Origin of the sequence: Gemmobacter sp. 24YEA27 (assembly GCF_030052995.1) — a bacterium.
Lineage (GTDB): Bacteria > Pseudomonadota > Alphaproteobacteria > Rhodobacterales > Rhodobacteraceae > Pseudogemmobacter.
This window is the reverse complement of the sequence record NZ_JASJPW010000001.1, coordinates 2,115,865-2,134,898: the sequence shown is the minus strand read 5'-3', so window position 1 is coordinate 2,134,898 and position 19,034 is coordinate 2,115,865. Positions and strand designations below refer to the sequence as shown.

The following is a 19,034-nucleotide window of genomic DNA, read 5'->3' as shown; positions in this document are numbered from 1 at the left end:
GTTCTGCTGCGGCGGCTTTTCAAAGCGCGACTTTCGCGATACCGAAGGGATGGATGATGGAGAGTGACGGATGATCCGCAAAGCGACCGCTGTTTGCCTTTTGCTGACGCTAGCCGCCTGTGGCGGAATGAGAGACAGCCGGCTGAACCCGTTTAACTGGTTCGGGACATCAGAGCCTGCGGAAAAGGTGGTGATCGAAGAGACGCCTCAGGACCAGCGCGAACGGGTCCAGACGGTGCTTGATATGAAAATCGAGCAGGTCTCTTCGGGCGCAATCGTCCGGGCGACCGGGCTGACGCCGACCCAGGGCTGGTGGGAGGCGTCGCTGGTGCCGCAACCGGTAACGCCGGAAGGTGTCCTGGTGCTGGATTTCCGCATCTCGCCCCCGTTCAAGGCGCAGCCCGCCAATACGCAACGCTCGCGCGAGGTGACGGTCGCGCTGCATCTGTCGAATATCAAACTTGCCAATGTGCGTAAGATCGTTGTCCAGGGCGCGAATGACGCCCGTTCCGCTGGTCGCTGAATGGAGGATGGGGGCTGCCTGCCCCCACGGCCTTCGGCCTCCCCCGGGGATATTTAGAGACAGAAAATAGCCCCCTCCCGCGAAGAGAGCATTGATTTTCTGTCCTTAAATATCCTCGGGGGGAGGGCCGCGCAGCGGACCGGGGGGCAGACAGCCCCCCTTCTTCGTCAGCCAGCTAACAAAGCTTGAAGAAGATTGCTCAGATCCGGATCGTACGGATTTCCGTGCCTCTGGCGGTCAGGGCGATCTCGCCTTTGCACAGGCGCAGTGCCTCGTCACCGAAAACCTCGCCGCGCCAGCCTTTCAGCGCTTCGACATCGCGCTTGCCTGCGGCAATTGCATCCAGATCCGACGCGGCCGCGATAAGCCGGGGCGCTACCCCCAGCTGTTCGGATTTCGCTTTCAGCAGCACCCGCAACAGATCAGCCAGCGCGCCGTTGGTCTGCGGCTGATCGGGTTGCTGCACCACCCTGGGCAGATCTTCGGTCCGCGCTTCCATCCCGGCCTGGATCGCTGCGAGGATTCCCTCGGCAATCTCAGGCTTTCTGCCCTCGCGCAGCAGGAGCCGCGAGCGACCGAGTTCCTCCATCGAAGTCGGACGGGTCGAGGCGAGTTCCAGCAGCGCATCATCCTTCATCACCCGCGAGCGCGGCACGTTCTGGCCCTGCGACCAGCTCTCGCGGAATTTCGCCAGTTCGCGCACAATGGCCAGGAACCGCCCGGATGAGGTGCGGGTCTTGATCCGCTTCCAGGCCTCATCCGGATGCACCGTATAGGTGGCCGGATCGGTCAGCACAGCCAGCTCTTCCTCGACCCAGGGGGCGCGGCCGTTTTTTTGCAATTGTGCCGCCAGCCATTCATAAATCACCCTCAGATGGGTGACATCGGCCAGGGCATATTCCTTCTGTGCCTCGGACAAAGGCCGGCGCGACCAGTCGGTGAACCGCGAGGTCTTGTCGAGATTGGCCCGCGCGATTTTCCTGACCAGCGTTTCATAGCCGACCTGCTCGCCGAAACCGCAGACCATGGCAGCGATTTGCGTATCGAACAGCGGCACCGGGAAGACACCGCCTTCGACGAAAAAGATCTCCAGATCCTGGCGCGCCGCATGGAAGACCTTCACCGTCGCCTCATGGCGGAAGAGGTCATAAAGCGGCTCCATCGACATCTCTTCGCCGATGATCGGGTCAACGAGGACCGCGTCTCCGTCCTTGCCCGGTAGCGCCATCTGAATCAGGCAGAGCTTTGACCAATAGGTACGCTCGCGCAGGAATTCTGTGTCGATGGTGACATAGGGGGCTGATTTGGCCGCTGCGCAAAATGACGCAAGCTCTTCGGTCGTGGTAATGGTGCGCATCTGTCCTCGCGTTTGCGGGGGCGTCCCGCCGGTGATCTGATGACAGGAACGGGTCCGGCCGCAGAAGTTCGATCCGCGTTCCACTTGCCCCGGTCAGTCTGCTCTTGCCGCATATGCTGCGCCAAAGCGTCAGTCTCTGGCCGGGAGAAGGCCTCAGGCGCAAAACCTGAAAGAAACCGGAATTTCCTTTTTCTAATCGTCGCAAACCTGATTGGAAAGAGGAATAGCATCGCCCCCCACCGCCGGTTTTTTCGGGGCGTGGAGCCGCCCTCAGCCGCGCGCGCCCGCCACACGCAGCGCCCCGAGCAATGCCGACATATCTTCGGGCAGCTCTGACCGGAACTCCAGCCGCTCGCCCGTCACTGGATGGCTGAAGCCAAGGCTTGCCGCATGCAGCGCCTGGCGCGGAAAGGCGGCGGCGGCCTGCGCGGCCTCGCCCAGCAGTTTCTCCGACAGTTTACGCCGCCCGCCATAGGTCGGATCGCCGATCAGCCCATGGCCCGCCCAGGTCAGATGCACGCGGATCTGATGCGTGCGCCCGGTCTCCAGCCAGCATTCGACAAGGGCCGCCTGGCCTGAAAACCCCTCGACCACCCTTGCGCGCGTCACGGCATGGCGGCCCTCGGGCGGCCAGGTCACCGCCTGTTTCTGACGGTCGGTGCGGTGTCGGGCGAGGTTCGTCGCGATCCGGATCACGCCGCCGGGTTCAAAACTGACACCGCGCGTGCCGCGCAGCCGCGGATCCGACCCTTCCGGTACGCCGTTGCAGATCGCGAGGTAATGGCGCGTGACCGTATGAGCCTCGAACTGCGCCGCGAGCCCGTGATGCGCCCGGTCGGATTTCGCCGCGACAATCAGCCCCGAGGTTTCTTTGTCGATCCGGTGCACGATGCCGGGGCGGCGTTCGCCGCCGATCCCCGAAATGCGGTCGCCGCAATAATGCAAAAGCGCATTGACCAGGGTGCCCGAGGGCGTGCCCGGCGCCGGATGCACCACCATCCCTGCCGGCTTGTCGATCACGATCAGATCGTCATCTTCCCAGATCACCGTCAGCGGAATCGCTTCGGCAAGGGTTTCCACGGGCTCGGCCGGGCCGATACGGATCTCCCAGATCTCGCCTGATGCCGTCTTCGCCTTCTGATCGGTGACCACCACCCCGGCGCGGCTCACCGCGCCGGCCTCGATCAGACGCGAGAGCCTTGAGCGCGACAATGCCGCTTCCTCTGGCACAGCGGCGCTGAGCGCCTTATCAAGGCGCGGCGCGGCATCCGGGCCGAGGGTGACGGTAATCAGCCCGCCCTGAGCCGGGCCTTCCGGGGCCATACCGGCATGATCGTCGTCGTCGAGGAAAGATTCAGGTGTGAAAGGTTCAGTCATGGCTCAGGCCCCGAAGGAGAATGCGGAAGAAATTGCGCTGCCGCCCTCGCTGCGTTTCCTGAAGGCGCTGGTGATCGTGCTGATGCTGAGCATGATCGCGGGTGTCATAACCGTGACCCTGCTGCTTGTCACGCGCCTGCGCGCGCCTTTATCCGATACGCCTGCGGTAACAGCGCCCCTGCCCGCCGCCTTGCAGCTGCCTGCGGGCGAGGTCGCGGCCTCGGTGGTGCCCGGCCCGGACTGGATCGGCGTTGTCACAGGCGCGGGCCGCATCCTGATCTTCAACCAGGATGGCAGCCTGCGCCAGGAGATCGAGGTCACGCCCGCCCCCTGACCGGCGCCATATGGTGGTCAGACGCGGCGAGAGGATCACTCCGGCACCACCGTCTCAAGATAGTGATCCATATGCGGCTGCCACAGCGCGGGTTTGAACAGAGCCGCATGTCCGGCCTTCAGGGCGAAAAACCGCCCCTGCCCGCCTGCGGCGCGAAAGGCCTCGAAATTGCTGCGGCAATGGGTGATGCGGTAATACTGGTCCTGAGTGCCATGCAGCCAGAGCGTCTCATGCGCCCCGCCGGCCCCGCGCGCGAACAGCATCGGGTTGACCTGTTCCAGCGCCGGACAGGCCCGCCCCAGCCAGCCGCCATTGAAATTGACCGCACCACGAAACAGGCCTGGCCGCATCCCGGCAAATGCAATCGCGAGGATACCGCCGCGCGATACGCCGCCCGTCACCATCCGCCCGGGGTCGATATCCGGCCACTGTGACAGCCCGCGCATCACCGCATCAAGGTCCTCCACCGCCCGCTCAAACCCGGCTAGCGCAACCTCTGCCTCACAGGAATAGCCCGAGCCATCGGCGGCAAGCCCCTCCGCGTAGCACCCTCCCGATTTCCCACGGCCGCGCCGCTGTGGGAAGGCCACCATCCAGCCCCGGGCGGTGAAATAGCCGCTGATCACCGCCGGGCTGACCGTGCGCCTGAACAGGACCGGGCTCTGCCCGCTGCCGGTCGAGCCATGGTTGAACACCATCACCGGATACGGCCCTGGCCGCGTTGGCCGTGCCACAACGACCTCCAGCGCCACCCCCGGCTCGCCTGCCGGCAGCATCACCTTTGACATGCGCGGTTTTTCCACTCTGACGGCTCCTCCTCTTTTGCCGGGATTTTCTGACCCTGGTTCTGGCCCGGCGCGCCGCGCGACACCATCCCCCGCCCGCACCCTGACATTCCCGTGAACCGATCGACACAATTCTTTTTATCGGGATCCAAACGCCCCATCTCACGTTCATCTTCCACAGATCGCTCCCTTGTAAGGAGGGTCCCTGGATCATAAGTCAAATCATCCTCCGGGGGCTGATGGCACCGGAAGAGAAAACAGGGGGCAAATGCATGAGCACCTATACCAACCTTCCCGCACCGAGCCCGGAACAGGGTCTGAACCGCTATCTCCAGGAAATCCGCAAATTCCCGCTCCTCGAACCCGAGCAGGAATATATGCTGGCCAAGGCCTGGACGGAACGCCAGGACAGCAAATCGGCGCATCAGCTGGTGACCTCGCATCTGCGGCTCGCCGCCAAGATCGCCATGGGCTATCGCGGCTATGGCCTGCCGCAGGCCGAAGTGATCTCCGAGGCCAATGTCGGCCTGATGCAGGCGGTCAAACGGTTCGACCCGGAAAAAGGCTTCCGGCTGGCAACCTATGCAATGTGGTGGATCCGCGCCTCGATCCAGGAATATATCCTGCGGTCCTGGAGCCTTGTGAAAATGGGCACCACCTCGGCACAGAAAAAACTGTTCTTCAACCTGCGCAAGGCCAAGGCCAAGGTCGGCGCGCTGGAAGAAGGCGATCTGCGCCCCGAAAACCTCGCCCAGATCGCAAAGGATCTCTCTGTCAGCGAAGATGAAGTGGTTCAGATGAACCGCCGCCTCTCGGGGTCGGACGCCTCGCTGAATGCTCAGATCGGCGGCGATGGCGAAGGTGCCACGCAGTGGCAGGACTGGCTCGAGGATGAAGACAGCGATCAGGCCGGCGACTATGCCGAAAAGGATGAGCTCGACACCCGCCGCGAGATGCTGTCTGAGGCAATGTCGGTTCTGAATGACCGCGAGAAAGACATCCTGATGCAGCGCCGCCTCGCCGATGAGCCGGTCACGCTTGAGGAATTGTCGGAAAGCTACGGCGTCTCGCGCGAACGCATCCGCCAGATCGAGGTCCGCGCCTTCGAGAAACTGCAGGCGAAAATGCGCGATCTCGCCCGCGGCAAAGGCATGGCGATCCCCGCCTGACCTCTGGCCTTGCACTGAGCAAAGGCCCGGCCCCCGCGCCGGGCTTTTTTCTGCCTGAAACGCAGCCCTCCAGGATCGCCCCTGCCAAAAGACTGCGCTCGTCGGCAATCTTCCACAGCCCGCCCCCATTCCGGCAACATAAAAGCCGGCCCCGCCTCCCGCCTTTCATCTGTCCCTAAATATCCCGGGGGTGAGCGGCAAAGCCGCGAGGGGGCTGGCCCCCTCTACCCGATCAGCCGCGCCACGATCCCCGGCAGATCCTCATAGCGATCAAGCAGCGCATCCGGTGCCAGCCGCGCGATCCCCGCGCCCTCAGGTCCGAATGTCACCAGAACCGAAGGCACCCCCACCGCGCGCGAGGTTCTCAGATCGGTCTCGGTATCCCCGATCAAAAGCGAGCGCGCCACCACCCCGCCCGCCTGTTCCACCGCCAGATGATAAGGTGCCGGATCGGGCTTTCGCACCGGGAGTGTATCCGCCCCCACCAGCGCGCCGAACAGATCGCGCACTCCAAGCTGGCGCAAAAGTTCTTCTGCCAGCGCGAAGGGCTTGTTGGTGCAAACCGAAACCTTATAGCCGGCCATGCGCAACGCCTCCACCGTCTCGACCGCGCCGGGATACATCCGCGTCTGCACCGCAATCGCGGCACGGTAATGGCGCAAGAGCTCGGGATAGAGCCGCTCCATCGCCGCGTCTTCCGGCACCTCCCGCCCCAGCCGCCCGAACCCAAGCCGCAGCATCGCCCGCCCGCCATGAAACGCGGTCAGACTGTCGGCTGATGTCAGCGGCGCACCTTCCCCCATTTCGGTGAAACAGGCATTGGCCGCTGCCAGCAGATCGGCGCTGGTATCGGCGAGGGTTCCGTCCAGGTCAAAGACCACGCAGGCGCCATCGTCACGCGTTCCATGCCGGCGGGCGCCTTCCGGCGCTTTCCCGAGTGAAAGCCGATCTTGCAACATGCCGCAATCCTCTGTGACCGCCGCCCCCCTTGGCGGGCCTGCCCGGCTTCGGTAGAACGGCCCTTAAACAAAAGGAAGGGGCAGAATGCAGGTCTCGCTCATCATCCTGGCGGCAGGCCAGGGCTCGCGCATGAATTCGGATCTTCCGAAGGTCCTGCATAAGGTCGCGGCGGCACCTCTTTTGCATCATGCGATGGCCGCCGGGGCCACGCTGTCTCCGGTCGCGACCATCGTTGTGGTGGGACATGGCGGCGATGAGGTCGCGGCATCGGCACTGAAATTCGACCCTGATGTGGTGATCACCCGCCAGGAGGAACAGAACGGCACCGGCCATGCGGTCGACCAGGCCCGGGCAGCACTTGAAGGCCAGCCGGGCGATGTGATCGTGCTTTACGGCGACACCCCCTTCATCCGCGCGGAGACGCTCGCGGCGATGCTTGAGGCGCGGGCAAGGAATGCCGTGGTGGTGCTCGGCTTCCAGGCCGCAGATCCCGGCCGCTATGGCCGCCTGATCACCGAAGGCGACAGCCTCGAGCGCATCGTCGAATATAAGGACGCGAACGAGGCCGAACGCGCGGTCACCCTGTGCAATTCGGGCGTGATCTGCGCCTCGGCGAAAGACCTCTTCGCGCTGATCGCGGAAATCGGCAATGCGAATGCCAGCGGCGAATATTACCTCACCGATGTGGTGGGGATCGCGCGCTCGAAAGGCCTCACCGCCACCGTGGTTGTCTGTGACGAGGCCGAGACGCTGGGCGTCAATACCCGCGCGCAACTGGCCGCAGCCGAAGCCGCCTTCCAGGCCCGTGCAAGGGCAGAGGCGCTGGAGACCGGCGTTACGCTCACCGCGCCCGAGACCGTGTTCTTCGCGCTGGACACCATCATTGGCCGCGACGCGATCATCGGCCCGAATGTTCTGTTCGGCCCCGGTGTCACCATCGAATCCGGCGCGGAAATCAAAGGCTTTTGCCATCTCGAGGGCTGCCATGTCTCGCGCGGGGCCGATGTCGGGCCGTTTGCGCGCCTGCGCCCGGGTGCGGAGCTGGCGGAAGATGTTCATGTTGGCAATTTCGTCGAGATCAAAAACGCCATCCTCGATGAAGGCGTCAAGGTAGGCCACCTGACCTATATCGGCGATGCCGATGTGGGCGAGTTCACCAATATCGGTGCGGGCACCGTCACCTGCAATTATGATGGCGTGATGAAACATCGCACCCGGATCGGCAAACGCGCCTTTATCGGATCAGACACGATGCTGGTCGCACCGGTTACGGTGGGCGATGACGCGCTGACGGGATCGGGCTCGGTGATCACCGAAGATGTGCCCGCCGGCGCCGTGGCTCTGGGCCGCGCGAAACAGGTCAGCAAGCCCGGTCTCGCCTGAAACTGATGGAAAAACTTCGCGCGATCAAAGCCGCGAAGAGCAGAGGATAATCCCATGTGTGGCATTGTTGGTGTTCTGGGCAATAACGAAGTGGCGCCGCTGCTGGTCGAGGGGCTGAAGCGGCTGGAATATCGCGGCTACGATTCCGCCGGGATCGCCACGGTGAACAGCGGGCGGCTGGACCGCCGCCGCGCGGTGGGCAAGCTGGTCAATCTTTCGGATCTGCTGGTGCATGAGCCGCTGGCGGGGAAATCCGGCATCGGCCATACCCGCTGGGCGACGCATGGCGCCGCGACGGTGGTGAATGCGCATCCCCACCGTGCGGGCGGTGTGGCGGTGGTCCATAACGGCATTATCGAGAATTTCCGTGCGCTGCGCAGCGAGCTGGCGGCGGATAGCTATGTCCAGGAATCCGAGACCGATACCGAGACGGTTGCGCTGCTGCTGAAACGCAGCATGGACAAGGGCGCAACCCCCGTCGAGGCCGCGCGTGAGACCCTGCCCCGGCTGGAGGGCGCCTTCGCGCTTTGTATGCTGTTTGAGGGCGAGGATGATCTGATCATCTGCGCCCGCAAGGGCAGCCCGCTCGCCATCGGGCGCGGCGAGGGCGAGATGTTTGTCGGATCAGATGCGATAGCGCTGGCGCCGATGACCGACCGCATCACCTATCTCGAAGAGGGCGACTGGGCGGTGCTGACCCGCAAAGGTGCCGAGATTTTCGACTCCGCAGGCCGGCGTGCCAACCGGGCGGAAACCCGCATCCAGCTGGGCGCCACGCGCGTGGAAAAGGGCGGCTACAAGCATTTCATGGCCAAGGAAATCGCCGAACAGCCGGTCGTGCTGGCCGATGCTTTGCGCCATTACACCGGATCAAGTGCCAGCCCGGCGCTGAACCTGCCCGAGGGCCTCGATTTCACCAATATCGACCGGGTGGTGATGGTGGCCTGTGGCACGGCAAGCTACGCCACCCATGTCGCGAAATACTGGTTTGAGCAGATCGCCGGCATCCCGGCGGAAATCGACGTGGCGTCTGAATTCCGCTACCGCGAGCCGGTGCTTTCCGACCGCTCGATGGCGCTGTTTGTCAGCCAGTCGGGCGAGACCGCCGATACCCTGGCCGCCTTGCGCTATGTGAAGGAAAAGGTGGCGCAGGTGGTCTCGGTCGTGAATGTGCCGACCTCGTCCATCGCGCGCGAAAGCGATCTGGTGCTGCCGATCCTTGCGGGCGCCGAGATCGGCGTCGCCTCGACGAAAGCGTTTTCCTGCCAGCTGATGGTGCTGGCGCTGATGGCGCTGAAGGCCGCCTCTGACCGGGGCAGGATCACGGGCGAGGAGCTGACCGCGCGCATCGTCAGCCTGCGCAATCTGCCGGGGCTGCTGAATGCGGCACTGGCGCTGTCAGACCAGATCGCGACAGTGTCGAACGAGCTGGCAGAGGCCCGCGACATTCTCTTCCTCGGGCGCGGGCCGATGTATCCGATGGCACTGGAAGGTGCGCTTAAACTGAAAGAAATCAGCTATATACACGCCGAAGGTTATGCGTCAGGCGAACTGAAACACGGCCCCATCGCACTGATTGATGCCAATGTGCCGGTGATCGTGATGGCGCCCTCGGACCCGCTCTTCGACAAGACGGTGTCGAATATGCAAGAGGTGATGGCGCGGCATGGCAAGGTGCTTTTGCTGTCGGATGCGGCGGGCATTGCCCATGCCGGACAGGGCACCTGGGCGCAGCTGACGCTGCCCGAAGTCGACCCGGTCTGGGCGCCGATCCTCTATGCGGTGCCGGCACAGCTGCTGGCCTATCATACCGCGATTGCGAAAGGCACCGATGTGGACCAGCCGAGGAACCTCGCGAAATCGGTGACGGTCGAGTAAGCGCCGGAGCATTCAGCCGGCATAGCGCTCCAGCCGGGCGGCAAGCTGCCCGGCGACCAGGCGCTGGAAGCCCAGCGACAAGGCGACGACCAGCGCGAGGCTTGCAAAGACAAGGTCGATCCGCATCCGTCCATTCGCGTGCAGCATGACCGCGCCCAGCCCCTCTGATCCGCCGACCCATTCGCCGATCACCGCCCCCACCGGCGCCAGCACAGCGGCAAGCCGCAGCCCCGTGGCCAGGTCCGGCAGCGCCGACGGCATCCGGATCCGGATCAGCATCGCCCATCGCCCCGCCCCCATCACCCGCGCCAGATCCAGCCGCGCCTGGGGCACGCGGGTCAGCCCGTCATGAAAGGCGCTTGCGACCGGGAAAAATGTCACCAGTGCCACCACCGCCAGTTTCGGCGCCATGCCATATCCCAGCCAGAGCGTCAGGATCGGCGCCAGCGCGAAAATCGGGATGGTCTGCGACACCACCACCACCGGGCCAAGCCAGCGCCGCAGTCGCGCCGAGGCCGCCATTTGCAGCGCGAGCCCGCACCCGATGACCGCGCCCAGAGCGAAACCCGCAACCGTCTCGGTCAGGGTCTTCAGGAAAGCTGTCGCAAGCACCCCCTGATGGGTCCAGAGCGCCTTCGCCACCTCCCCCGGCGACGGCAGCAGAAAGGGCGGCAGGCCGGTGGCAAGGATCACCCCCTGCCAGAGCGCCAGCAGAACCAGAACGGTAACAGAAATCCGTATCATGCCAGCGCCACCAGCCGCCGCGTGATCGCAGCAGCGGCATTCGGTACCTCTGGCGCGTCGCCAGCGCGCGGTGCCTTGCCGGCGGGGGCTGTGATTTCCTCAAGACCCGCCGGCGTCATCAGCAGGATCCGGTCCGCGAGCCGCGCGGCCTCGATCGGATCATGGCTGATCATCATCACGGTCCGGTCGCGCAACAGGCGCGCCGCAAGATCCTGCATCCGGAGCCTCAGCCCGATATCCAGCGCCGAAAACGGCTCATCCAGCAACACCAGCGGCCGGTCCTCCATCAAAACCCGTGCCAGTGCCACCCGCTGCCGCTGCCCGCCCGAGAGCTCGGCCGGGCGCTTTGCCGCATGGGGGGCAAGGCCGGTCTGTTCCAGCACCGAAGCGAGCCGCGCGCGATCCGGCGTCTCGCGGCGCAGTGTTGCGCCCAGCGTGATATTCGCCGCCACCGTGGCCCAGGGCATCAGCCCCGGATCCTGCGCCATCAGCGCGACCGGCATATGACCGGTGATCTGACCACGGAACTCCGCCGCGACCGGCAGCCCGCCGATCAGCCGCATAAGCGTGGTCTTGCCCACGCCCGACGGGCCGAGCAGCACCAGCCATTCGCCCGCCACAAGTTCCAGCCGTAAGGGCGGGAAAAGGCGCTCGCGGCCGATCCAGGCCTCGCCCGAAAGCCGCATCACGTAAGGCCCGCGCGCCAGAACCCCGCCTCAAGCCGCGTCGCAACACGGAAATGACGCTCTAGCTGGCGCCAGCGCGGCAGGGTCTGCGCGGCCTCGCCCAGCCGGTCGCGGAGGGCCATGTCAAAAAGCGCCCCCGCCTCGCGGCAGATCTGCTGATAGGTCTCGCCGCCATAGGTCCCGATCCAGTCGCGATAGGGCGTTTCACCAGCGGTTGCGATCAGCCGCGCGCCGATCTCGCCATAGCCCAGCACGCAGGGCAGCAGCGCGGCCAGCAGATCGAGGAAATCGCCGCTCAGCCCGGCATCCAGCACATAGCGGGTATAGGCCAGATTGCCGGTCGCCTCTTCGGTGGCGGCAAGATCTGCCGCCGATATCCCGGCTGCCGCGCAGAGCCGGATATGCAGCGCCATCTCGTGATGAAGAAGGCCGTGGACCGTCGCGCTGGCCGCCTGCATCTCGGCCAGATTGCCGGCCTTGACCACGGCAAGCGACCAGGCACGGGCGAAATGGATCAGGAAAACATAGTCCTGGCGCATATAGCTGAGAAAATCCGCGCGTGGCAGCGAGCCATCCTGCAGCGCGTCGAGAAAGGCGTGCCGCGTATAGGCGTTCCAGTCCTCGGGACAGGCGGCACGCAGGGCGGCAAATCCGGATCCGTAATCAGGAAGGCTCATTCTGCTGCCCCCGGGTCAATCGCCAGGCGCGAGACCGGCAGGATGCTGTCTGTCAGACCCGATTGCTGCAAAAACGCTTCGAATCTCGCATAGCGCCCATGATCCAGCGCCGCCGGTGAATGGGCGAAACGCGGCAATGTGTCGGCCCAAGCTTTGGTGTTGAGCGGGTCGGACAGATCCGGCGCGGTGGCGGCAAAAGCCTCGAATGCGGCCTCGGGGTGGTTGATCATATAGGCCGTCGCGCGCTCGATCGCGGTCAGGAAGCGGGTCACGCGATCCTGGTCAAACCCGGTACGGGCCACAAAGATCAGCTCATCATAAGCGGGGATCCCGGCCTCTTCGGGGTAGAAACAGCGCCCGTCGCCGCCCGCCAGCCGCATCTGCGTCAGTTCGAAATTGCGAAACGCCCCGATGACCGCATCAACCTGGCCGGTCAGAAGCGCGGGCGTCAGCGACCAGTTCACATTGACCAGTTCGACATCCCCCGCCGTCAGCCCGGCGCTGGCCAGCATCCCCGACAGCAAAGCCGATTCGACGCCCGAAACCGAATAGCCGATTCGCTTTCCCTTCAGATCGCCAAGGCTCTGCACTGGCCCGTCTGCCGCCACCATCAGGCAATTGAGCGGGGTGGCAATCAGAGTGCCGACACGAACCAGCGGCAGCCCTTCATGGACCTGGAGATGCAGCTGCGGCTGATAGGAGACCGCCAGATCGGCCTGGCCCGCCGCGACCAGTTTCGGAGGCTCCGTCGGGTCGGCAGGCGCGATGATCTCGACCTCAAGACCCTGCTCTTTGAAAAAACCCTTTTCCCGGGCAATGATCACCGGCCCATGGTCCGGGTTCACATACCAGTCAAGGATCAGGGTCATACGGTCCTCTGCCCGGGCGGGGCCGGTAATTGCGGGTCCGGTCAGCGCGACAGCGGCCAGCAGGGCCAGGGCGAAACGGGTCATATCTCGGTCTCCGTCAGGGGCGGATCGGCGATCAGCGCGATCTCATTTGGGAAAATCGGGTGGAGCTGCGCCGCCGCGCGCCAGGCCCGGAGGCCGGAGCGGCAGCCCAGAACGATGCGCTCATGTGGCGCGGGCGTGGCCCCCGTGATCTGGTCAGGCGCGAAGCGATGGGCATCCGGGGTGACGCCAAGCGGTGCCTCGGCGCGGTCGCGCAGCTCGATCACGTAATCGCCGGGGCGGATCGCAGACCTGGCGATGAAAGGGAAAGCCGTCTCCGGCTCGGGTGCGGTGTCAAAGCGAAAGCTGCTGAACCGCCAGCCCGCCATGTCAAAGCGGATCAGCTGGCCAAGCGGCGATGGCGTGATCCCCGCCAGATGCGCCAGCGCCATCTGCGCCATGAGCGTGCCGAGCATCCCCACCACCGGACCAAGCACGCCGGCACTGGCGCAGGTCGCAAGGGTTTCCGGCAGGTCGGGGAACACCGCCCTGAGCGAAGGCGCACCGCCGCAAAACCCTCCGACATAGCCCGAAAACCCCAGCGCCGAGGCCGATACCAGCGGCTTCCCGGCGCGGTGGCACAGGTCGGAGAGCAGATAGCTCGCGGCGAAACTGTCAGCGCAATCGAGGATCAGATTGGCCTCTGCCACCAGGTCGGGCGCATTTTCAGGATCGCAACGCGCGACCAGCGCCGTCACCTGACAGTCAGGGTTCAGCAGCCGCAGTGCATTTGCGACAAGTGCGGCCTTCGGCGCGCCGATCCCGCCTGCATAAAGCGGCTGGCGGTGCAGGTTGCTTTCCTCGGCGCGGTCCGGGTCGATCACGGTGATACGCCCGATTCCGGCGCCGGCCAGATATTGCAGCGCCGGCACGCCCAGCCCCCGGCCCCCACGACCAGCAGATGCGCCTGGGCGAAAGCCGCCTGCCCCCCGGCCCCGATCCCGGGCAGCAGGGTCTGGCGCGCATAGCGGCTCATGCCGTCACCTCAAGCCAGTGCCGCACCTGTGCCTCAGGGTCGGGGTTCAGCGTGATATCGGTCACCACCGAAACCAGATCCGCCCCGGCGGCAAAGGCCTCTGCCGCGCGCGCAGGCGTCATCCCGCCGATCGCCACCAGCGGGATATCCCCGATCCGCGCTTTCCAGACGGCGAGCTTTTCCACCCCCTGCTGATGCCATTTCATCTGTTTCAGGATCGTCGGCCAGACCGGACCCAGCGCGATGTAATCCGGGCCCAGCGCCAGCGCGCGCGCCAGTTCTTCTTCATCATGGGTCGAGATACCGAGCCGCAGCCCGCCGCGCCGGATCGCTTCAAGATCGGCGGCATCAAGATCCTCCTGTCCGAGATGGATCCAGTCACAGCCTTCCTCGATTGCGAGCTGCCAGTGATCATTGACCACAAGGATCGCCTGATGCGCGCGGCACAAAGCCTGCGCTGCGCGGATCTCAAGACGCGTCTCGTCCTCGCTGCGATCCTTGACCCGCAGCTGCACCAGCCGAACCCCAAGCGGCAGCATCCGCCCCACCCAGGCAGCAGAGTCGAAAATCGGATAGAAACGCGGCAGGGTCATGCGAGAAACGCCCTCCCCAGCACGGGTGTCGAGGGCGCGGCCATATCGCGTGGCTCCATCGGCTGCGCGAGATAGGCCATCCTGCCCGCCCGGATCGCCCCGGCCATGGCCCCGGCCATCCGCGCCGAATCGCCGGCCTTCGCCACCGCCGTATTCAGGAGCACCGCATCAAAACCCAGCTCCATCGCCCGCGCCGCATGGGAGGGCAGCCCGATCCCGGCATCGACCACCAGAACCTGATCGGGAAACTCTGCCCGCAGCACGCGCAGCCCATATTCGTTCATCAGCCCCCGCCCCGAGCCGATCGGCGCCCCCCAGGGCATCAGCACCTCACAACCGGCCTCGACCAGGCGCGCACAGACGCCAATATCCTCGGTCGTATATGGAAAGACCTTGAACCCGTCGGCAATCAGGATGCGGGCGGCTTCAACAAGGCCGAAGACATCAGGCTGCAGCGTATCGGTATGGCCGATCACCTCGAGCTTGATCCAGTCTGTCGCAAACAGCTCGCGCGCCATATGGGCCGTGGTCACGGCCTCCTTCACCGTATGGCAGCCGGCGGTATTGGGCAGGATCTTCGCGCCAAGATCTGCCACAAGCGCGCGGAAGTCACCGCCACCTCCCTGCTCGCGGCGCAATGAGACCGTAGCGATCCCGGCCTCAGAGCTGCGAAACGCCTCTTCCAGGATCTTCGGCGATGGATATTGCGCCGTGCCCAGCATCAGCGAGCTTTCAACAGCAGTCCCGTAGAATACCGGCATCTCAGCCCCCCTGCATGGCGGCGAGAACCTCGACCCGGTCGCCCTCTTGTATTTCTGTTTCCAGCCGCGCGGCTTTGGCGATGAAGACCTCATTCACCGCAGTCGCCACGGCCGGGCCAAAGCCCTGTTCCTCAAGCAAAGCGGCCAGGGTTGTCGCCCCGGTCCGCCTTGCCTCTCCATTCACGAAAACTCTCATATCCTCACCTCATCCATGAACTCGGGCTGCGCGCCGGTCTCGAGATGTTCCGCTACCATCCGCGCGCAGGCGGGCGAGAGCAGGAATCCGTGGCGGTAGAGACCATTGGCAAAGATCATATCCCCCCGGCGCCGGATCCTGGGCAGATTGTCGGGGAAAGCGGGGCGCGCGTCAGAACCGGTCGCGATCAGCTCGGCCTCGCCAAAACCGGGATGGATCGTCCAGGCCGCCGCCATCAGCTCCATCATCGACCGCAGCGTGACCGGCCCGCGCCATCCGCTTTCGATCATCGTGGCGCCAAGCATGAAATGCCCGTCGCCGCGCGGCACGATGTAAAGCGGGATACGCGGATGCAGCAGGCGGACCGGGCGCGAGAGGCTCACGCCCTCGCAGCGGATCAGCAGCATCTCACCGCGCACACCGCGCAGATCGCTGAGACTGTCGCGCGCCGCGAGCCCCCGGCAGTCGATGGTCAGCGGCGCCTCTGCCGGCTCGGGTGTTACCATGATCCCCCGGGCCGCGAGCCGGCGGGCCAGTTCGCCAAGCGCCGCGCGCGGGGCCAGATGCGCTTCGGTTCTGAAGAAGAGCCCCTCGCGGAAACGGCCTCCCAGATCGGACTCAAGCTGCGCGATCCCGTCCCCGCCAATGGCCTGGTGCCCTTTGGTCAGCCGCGCAAAACGCGCCAGATCGCCCCGGTCACGCGGATCGGCCAGAACCAGCGTCCCGGCCCCGGTAACCAGCCCGGTATGGGATTGCCACCAGGCGGCCGCGCCGGCCCCAAGCCGTTCAACCGGCTCCTCTGCCGATTCCGCCTCGCAATATGGCGCCAGCATACCACCGGCCCACCAGGAACAGGCCTGCGGCCCGGGGCCGCCGGCCGGGTCAGAAATCGTGACCTCATGACCGCGCGCCGTAAGTTCGCTGGCCATCACAAGGCCCATGACACCGGCCCCGAGAATATGGACGCGGCTCATGATTGCGGCCAGAGCGCGTGGAAATGATGCACCGGCCCATGGCCGGAACCGATTTGCAGCGCATCCGCCGCCCGGATCGCCCCCTGGAGCCAGCGATGCGCCCGCGCCACCGCATCGGGGACAGCCATCCCCTGCGCCAGCCCGGCCGCAATCGCTGCGGCATAGCTGCATCCTGTGCCATGCGTATTTTTGGTCTGCTGGCGTTCTGCCGTGAACACATGGGATACAGGGCCGATCAGCAGATCGCGACACTCTTCCCCCCCGGCATGACCGCCTTTCATCAACACCCAGGCCGGCCCGAGCGACAGGAGCGCGCGCCCCTGCGCTTCCTGCGCCTCATGGCTGCTGGCCGGGGCCTCGCCCAGTAGATCTGCCGCTTCGGGCAGGTTCGGGGTCAAAACCGTCGCGAGCGGCAAAAGCGCCTCGCGCAGTGCTGCGACAGCCTCGGCCGCGAGCAACCGGTCACCGGATTTCGCCACCATCACCGGATCAACCACCAGGGCCAGATCGCGCCCTTTCAGCGCCGCCGCCACGGTCGCGACCAGTTCCGGATCGCCCAGCATCCCGATCTTCACCGCACCCACGGCAAGATCATCGAACACCGCCTCCAGCTGCGCCCGAACCAGCCGCGCCGGCAGGGCCATCACCGCGGTCACCGCCCTTGTGTTCTGGGCCGTGATCGCAGTGATCACGCTGGCGCCATAGACGCGCATTGCCGCGAAACTTTTAAGATCGGCCTGAATCCCCGCGCCGCCGCCGGAATCGGACCCCGCTATGGTCAAAGCTATCGCCGTCATCATGCCCCCAATGACCGGCGAAAAGATTTGGGGACACTGATGCCCGGGCAGGCCACAACGGGCCGCCAGAGACACGATCAGACCACCCGTTCCCTCCGCCGGTATGAACCGGATCAGGTTCGATGGGTTAGCCTTGCGGCCTCTCAGCCCCGGTTTCCCGGGACACCCCAACGAGTAAGTTGCCCAATCGTTAAGCGGAGCATTTTCGTTTGGCAACCGGCAAAATCCCGCTTTCTGCGCGAATGAGGCTGCTTACGGGGCCGCTGTCTGTTCCGCTTTGCGACATGTCGCAAACAGACAATCCCGCCCGCCGCACTGTGATCAATTCAGCCTCGCAAGGTGCCGCTGGCGACAGCGGAGAATTGGGAAGCCGGTGCGGTCCCGCAAGGGGCCAAAGCCGGCGCTGCCCCCGCAACGGTAGAGGCTGAGAGGCGCGACAAGGACCACTGGGCGGAGGAGCCCGGGAAGGTGTCGCGACCAGGGTTGAAAAGACCGCTCGCCAAGCCCGGAAACCAGCCTTGCACGAGATGTCGAGCCGCGGTGGGCGGCGAAGCGGCAACCGGCTCGCGGGTCCATCCCCGCGCGGGCCCTTCGCCGCCTGTTGTCCATCGCACGTCAAACCTGCCCGTGCGACCCGCCCGGGCTAACGCGAAGGACAGCAAATGCTGAGCCAGTCCGAAACCCTTTCCCGCCTGCTGGCACGCCGGAGCGGCTATGCCTTAGAGCGCGATTTATATTGTGATCCCGGGGTGTTGGAGGCCGATCTTCAACATATTTTGTATCGTGAATGGCTCTTTGCCATTCCGGGCTGCGAGCTGGAGAAACCCGGCGCCTTTGCCACGCTGCAGATCGGCGCCTATCCGGTGGTGATCATCAAGGGCAAAGACAATCGCATCCGCGCGTTCCACAATGTCTGCCGCCATCGCGGTCAGCGGCTTTGCGCGAAGACCAATGGCGCGACGACGAACCTTGTCTGCCCCTATCACCAATGGACCTATGACCTCGAGGGCAAGCTTATTTTCGCCCGCGATATGGGCGAGGATTTCGACCCTTCGAAGTTCGGGCTGAAGAAGGTGCACTGTGTCGATCTTGGCGGCATGGTTTTCATCTGTCTCGCCGAAGTGCCCCCTCCCATTTCCGACCTCGCGCCGAAGCTGATGTCGTATCTGGCCCCCTCGGGCCTTGCCGATGCAAAGGTCGCTTTCAGCTCGACCATCGTCGAAAACGGCAACTGGAAACTGGTGATCGAGAACAACCGCGAATGTTATCATTGCGGCGGCGCGCACCCGTCTTTGTGCCGGACCTATTCCGACAACCCGCGTATGACGGCGATGGAGGGGCCTGATTCGGCCTCGCCCGACATTATCGAACACTGGAAGCGCTGCGAGGCGGCCGGCCTGCCCTCGCGCTTCACCAACCACCCGCAGATGCAATGGCGGCTCGCCCGCATCCCCCTGCTGAACGGCGCCGAAAGCTATACGATGTCGACTAAGGCGGCGGTGGCGAAACGCATGGGCACCATGCCCTTCAACGATGCCGGCAGCCTTCTGTTCTTCCACTACCCGAACAGCTGGAACCATTTCCTCGGCGATCACGCCATCGTCTTCCGCATCCTGCCGATCAGCCCGACCGAGACGCAAGTGACCACGAACTGGCTGGTCCATAAGGATGCGGTCGAGGGCGTCGACTATGATCTCGAAACCCTCACCCGCGTCTGGCTCAACACCAATGACGAAGACCGCCAGGTGGTCGAGGAAAACCAGAAGGGCATTCTCTCTCCCGCCTATGAGCCCGGGCCCTATTCCCCGATCCAGGAAGAAGGGGTGATGCAATTCATCGACTGGTATGCCGGCATCATGACGGAACGCCTTGGCCCCGTTTCCGGCACCGGCCCGGCACTGGCGGCGGAATAAA

21 protein-coding genes and 2 riboswitches are annotated in these 19,034 nt (G+C 64.8%); of the genes, 6 read left to right on the top strand and 15 right to left on the bottom strand.

Going from position 1 to position 19,034, the window contains the following annotated elements:
- Positions 1 to 70: 70 nt before the first annotated feature.
- Positions 71 to 523 carry a hypothetical protein gene (locus tag QNO18_RS10685; RefSeq protein WP_283177655.1) on the top strand — a complete coding sequence of 151 codons (453 nt, stop codon included), beginning with the start codon at positions 71 to 73 and terminating at the stop codon, positions 521 to 523.
- A 199-nt stretch (positions 524 to 722) separates the two neighbouring features.
- On the opposite strand, the gene rnd is transcribed toward QNO18_RS10685, so the two are convergent.
- On the bottom strand, positions 723 to 1,880 hold the full coding sequence (rnd, locus tag QNO18_RS10680) for a ribonuclease D (protein WP_283177654.1): 1,158 nt from the start codon (positions 1,878 to 1,880) through the stop codon (positions 723 to 725).
- Positions 1,881 to 2,150: 270 nt separating this feature from the next.
- Positions 2,151 to 3,203, bottom strand: coding sequence for an RluA family pseudouridine synthase (locus QNO18_RS10675; protein ID WP_283178782.1), 1,053 nt, complete (start codon positions 3,201 to 3,203; stop codon positions 2,151 to 2,153).
- A 52-nt stretch (positions 3,204 to 3,255) separates the two neighbouring features.
- Here QNO18_RS10675 and QNO18_RS10670 point away from each other — a divergent pair, with 52 nt between their 5' ends.
- Positions 3,256 to 3,591: a DUF6476 family protein gene (locus tag QNO18_RS10670; RefSeq protein ID WP_283177653.1), complete on the top strand. Its 336-nt coding sequence runs from the start codon at positions 3,256 to 3,258 to the stop codon at positions 3,589 to 3,591.
- Between the two features lie 35 nt (positions 3,592 to 3,626).
- Here QNO18_RS10670 and QNO18_RS10665 read toward each other — a convergent pair whose 3' ends face one another.
- Entirely contained in the window at positions 3,627 to 4,394 is a 768-nt protein-coding gene (locus QNO18_RS10665; protein WP_283177652.1) for a CocE/NonD family hydrolase, read from the bottom strand.
- A gap of 254 nt (positions 4,395 to 4,648) precedes the next feature.
- Between QNO18_RS10665 and rpoH the strand changes: the two genes are divergently transcribed.
- On the top strand, positions 4,649 to 5,545 hold the full coding sequence (gene rpoH / locus QNO18_RS10660; RefSeq protein ID WP_198837472.1) for an RNA polymerase sigma factor RpoH: 897 nt from the start codon (positions 4,649 to 4,651) through the stop codon (positions 5,543 to 5,545).
- Between the two features lie 224 nt (positions 5,546 to 5,769).
- On the opposite strand, the gene QNO18_RS10655 is transcribed toward rpoH, so the two are convergent.
- Positions 5,770 to 6,504 carry an HAD-IA family hydrolase gene (locus tag QNO18_RS10655; RefSeq protein WP_283177651.1) on the bottom strand — a complete coding sequence of 245 codons (735 nt, stop codon included), beginning with the start codon at positions 6,502 to 6,504 and terminating at the stop codon, positions 5,770 to 5,772.
- Positions 6,505 to 6,589: 85 nt separating this feature from the next.
- Between QNO18_RS10655 and glmU the strand changes: the two genes are divergently transcribed.
- Both glmU and glmS read left to right on the top strand, forming a co-directional pair.
- Complete coding sequence (gene glmU / locus QNO18_RS10650) at positions 6,590 to 7,888, top strand: bifunctional UDP-N-acetylglucosamine diphosphorylase/glucosamine-1-phosphate N-acetyltransferase GlmU (protein WP_349293856.1); 1,299 nt, start codon at positions 6,590 to 6,592, stop codon at positions 7,886 to 7,888.
- Between the two features lie 54 nt (positions 7,889 to 7,942).
- Entirely contained in the window at positions 7,943 to 9,766 is a 1,824-nt protein-coding gene (gene glmS, locus QNO18_RS10645) for a glutamine--fructose-6-phosphate transaminase (isomerizing) (RefSeq protein WP_283177650.1), read from the top strand.
- A gap of 12 nt (positions 9,767 to 9,778) precedes the next feature.
- On the opposite strand, the gene QNO18_RS10640 is transcribed toward glmS, so the two are convergent.
- The 11 genes from QNO18_RS10640 to thiD are packed head-to-tail and all read right to left on the bottom strand — an operon-like array spanning position 9,779 to position 17,120.
- A complete protein-coding gene (locus QNO18_RS10640; RefSeq protein WP_283178781.1) occupies positions 9,779 to 10,507 on the bottom strand; it encodes an ABC transporter permease in 729 nt (242 codons plus the stop codon).
- The gene (locus QNO18_RS10635; RefSeq protein WP_283177649.1) at positions 10,507 to 11,196 is read right to left on the bottom strand and encodes an ATP-binding cassette domain-containing protein; all 690 of its coding nucleotides are present in this window, start codon (positions 11,194 to 11,196) and stop codon (positions 10,507 to 10,509) included. The genes QNO18_RS10640 and QNO18_RS10635 overlap by 1 nt, the downstream gene beginning before the upstream one ends.
- On the bottom strand, positions 11,196 to 11,873 hold the full coding sequence (locus QNO18_RS10630; RefSeq protein ID WP_283177648.1) for a TenA family protein: 678 nt from the start codon (positions 11,871 to 11,873) through the stop codon (positions 11,196 to 11,198). Before QNO18_RS10630 ends, QNO18_RS10635 begins: the two co-directional genes overlap by 1 nt.
- A complete protein-coding gene (locus tag QNO18_RS10625) occupies positions 11,870 to 12,826 on the bottom strand; it encodes an ABC transporter substrate-binding protein (RefSeq protein WP_283177647.1) in 957 nt (318 codons plus the stop codon). Before QNO18_RS10625 ends, QNO18_RS10630 begins: the two co-directional genes overlap by 4 nt.
- Positions 12,823 to 13,695 carry a ThiF family adenylyltransferase gene (locus tag QNO18_RS10620; RefSeq protein WP_349293855.1) on the bottom strand — a complete coding sequence of 291 codons (873 nt, stop codon included), beginning with the start codon at positions 13,693 to 13,695 and terminating at the stop codon, positions 12,823 to 12,825. Before QNO18_RS10620 ends, QNO18_RS10625 begins: the two co-directional genes overlap by 4 nt.
- Complete coding sequence (locus tag QNO18_RS25670; protein ID WP_349293853.1) at positions 13,644 to 13,799, bottom strand: hypothetical protein; 156 nt, start codon at positions 13,797 to 13,799, stop codon at positions 13,644 to 13,646. Before QNO18_RS25670 ends, QNO18_RS10620 begins: the two co-directional genes overlap by 52 nt.
- On the bottom strand, positions 13,796 to 14,392 hold the full coding sequence (locus QNO18_RS10615) for a thiamine phosphate synthase (protein WP_283177646.1): 597 nt from the start codon (positions 14,390 to 14,392) through the stop codon (positions 13,796 to 13,798). Before QNO18_RS10615 ends, QNO18_RS25670 begins: the two co-directional genes overlap by 4 nt.
- A complete protein-coding gene (locus tag QNO18_RS10610; RefSeq protein ID WP_283177645.1) occupies positions 14,389 to 15,153 on the bottom strand; it encodes a thiazole synthase in 765 nt (254 codons plus the stop codon). Before QNO18_RS10610 ends, QNO18_RS10615 begins: the two co-directional genes overlap by 4 nt.
- A gap of 1 nt (position 15,154) precedes the next feature.
- Entirely contained in the window at positions 15,155 to 15,349 is a 195-nt protein-coding gene (thiS, locus tag QNO18_RS10605) for a sulfur carrier protein ThiS (RefSeq protein ID WP_283177644.1), read from the bottom strand.
- Positions 15,346 to 16,323 carry an FAD-dependent oxidoreductase gene (locus tag QNO18_RS10600; protein WP_283177643.1) on the bottom strand — a complete coding sequence of 326 codons (978 nt, stop codon included), beginning with the start codon at positions 16,321 to 16,323 and terminating at the stop codon, positions 15,346 to 15,348. The genes thiS and QNO18_RS10600 overlap by 4 nt, the downstream gene beginning before the upstream one ends.
- A complete protein-coding gene (gene thiD / locus QNO18_RS10595; RefSeq protein ID WP_283177642.1) occupies positions 16,320 to 17,120 on the bottom strand; it encodes a bifunctional hydroxymethylpyrimidine kinase/phosphomethylpyrimidine kinase in 801 nt (266 codons plus the stop codon). The genes QNO18_RS10600 and thiD overlap by 4 nt, the downstream gene beginning before the upstream one ends.
- 73 nt (positions 17,121 to 17,193) lie before the next feature.
- Positions 17,194 to 17,300: riboswitch (TPP riboswitch) on the bottom strand.
- Positions 17,301 to 17,440: 140 nt separating this feature from the next.
- Positions 17,441 to 17,656, top strand: a riboswitch (cobalamin riboswitch).
- 126 nt (positions 17,657 to 17,782) lie between these two features.
- Between thiD and QNO18_RS10590 the strand changes: the two genes are divergently transcribed.
- Entirely contained in the window at positions 17,783 to 19,033 is a 1,251-nt protein-coding gene (locus QNO18_RS10590; RefSeq protein WP_283177641.1) for an aromatic ring-hydroxylating dioxygenase subunit alpha, read from the top strand.
- Position 19,034: the final 1 nt, after the last annotated feature.

Excerpts from the sequence above, each read along its gene's own strand:
- thiD (WP_283177642.1), bottom strand. The coding sequence starts at position 17,120 with ATGACGGCGATAGCTTTGACCATAGCGGGGTCCGATTCCGGCGGCGGC.
- rpoH (WP_198837472.1), top strand. The coding sequence starts at position 4,649 with ATGAGCACCTATACCAACCTTCCCGCACCGAGCCCGGAACAGGGTCTG.
- QNO18_RS25670 (WP_349293853.1), bottom strand. The coding sequence starts at position 13,799 with ATGAGCCGCTATGCGCGCCAGACCCTGCTGCCCGGGATCGGGGCCGGG.
- QNO18_RS10670 (WP_283177653.1), top strand. The coding sequence starts at position 3,256 with ATGGCTCAGGCCCCGAAGGAGAATGCGGAAGAAATTGCGCTGCCGCCC.
- QNO18_RS10635 (WP_283177649.1), bottom strand. The coding sequence starts at position 11,196 with ATGCGGCTTTCGGGCGAGGCCTGGATCGGCCGCGAGCGCCTTTTCCCG.
- glmS (WP_283177650.1), top strand. The coding sequence starts at position 7,943 with ATGTGTGGCATTGTTGGTGTTCTGGGCAATAACGAAGTGGCGCCGCTG.
- QNO18_RS10600 (WP_283177643.1), bottom strand. The coding sequence starts at position 16,323 with ATGAGCCGCGTCCATATTCTCGGGGCCGGTGTCATGGGCCTTGTGATG.
- rnd (WP_283177654.1), bottom strand. The coding sequence starts at position 1,880 with ATGCGCACCATTACCACGACCGAAGAGCTTGCGTCATTTTGCGCAGCG.
- thiS (WP_283177644.1), bottom strand. The coding sequence starts at position 15,349 with ATGAGAGTTTTCGTGAATGGAGAGGCAAGGCGGACCGGGGCGACAACC.
- QNO18_RS10630 (WP_283177648.1), bottom strand. The coding sequence starts at position 11,873 with ATGAGCCTTCCTGATTACGGATCCGGATTTGCCGCCCTGCGTGCCGCC.
- QNO18_RS10625 (WP_283177647.1), bottom strand. The coding sequence starts at position 12,826 with ATGACCCGTTTCGCCCTGGCCCTGCTGGCCGCTGTCGCGCTGACCGGA.
- QNO18_RS10675 (WP_283178782.1), bottom strand. The coding sequence starts at position 3,203 with ATGGCCCCGGAAGGCCCGGCTCAGGGCGGGCTGATTACCGTCACCCTC.
- glmU (WP_349293856.1), top strand. The coding sequence starts at position 6,590 with ATGCAGGTCTCGCTCATCATCCTGGCGGCAGGCCAGGGCTCGCGCATG.
- QNO18_RS10590 (WP_283177641.1), top strand. The coding sequence starts at position 17,783 with ATGCTGAGCCAGTCCGAAACCCTTTCCCGCCTGCTGGCACGCCGGAGC.
- QNO18_RS10685 (WP_283177655.1), top strand. The coding sequence starts at position 71 with ATGATCCGCAAAGCGACCGCTGTTTGCCTTTTGCTGACGCTAGCCGCC.
- QNO18_RS10655 (WP_283177651.1), bottom strand. The coding sequence starts at position 6,504 with ATGTTGCAAGATCGGCTTTCACTCGGGAAAGCGCCGGAAGGCGCCCGC.
- QNO18_RS10610 (WP_283177645.1), bottom strand. The coding sequence starts at position 15,153 with ATGCCGGTATTCTACGGGACTGCTGTTGAAAGCTCGCTGATGCTGGGC.
- QNO18_RS10615 (WP_283177646.1), bottom strand. The coding sequence starts at position 14,392 with ATGACCCTGCCGCGTTTCTATCCGATTTTCGACTCTGCTGCCTGGGTG.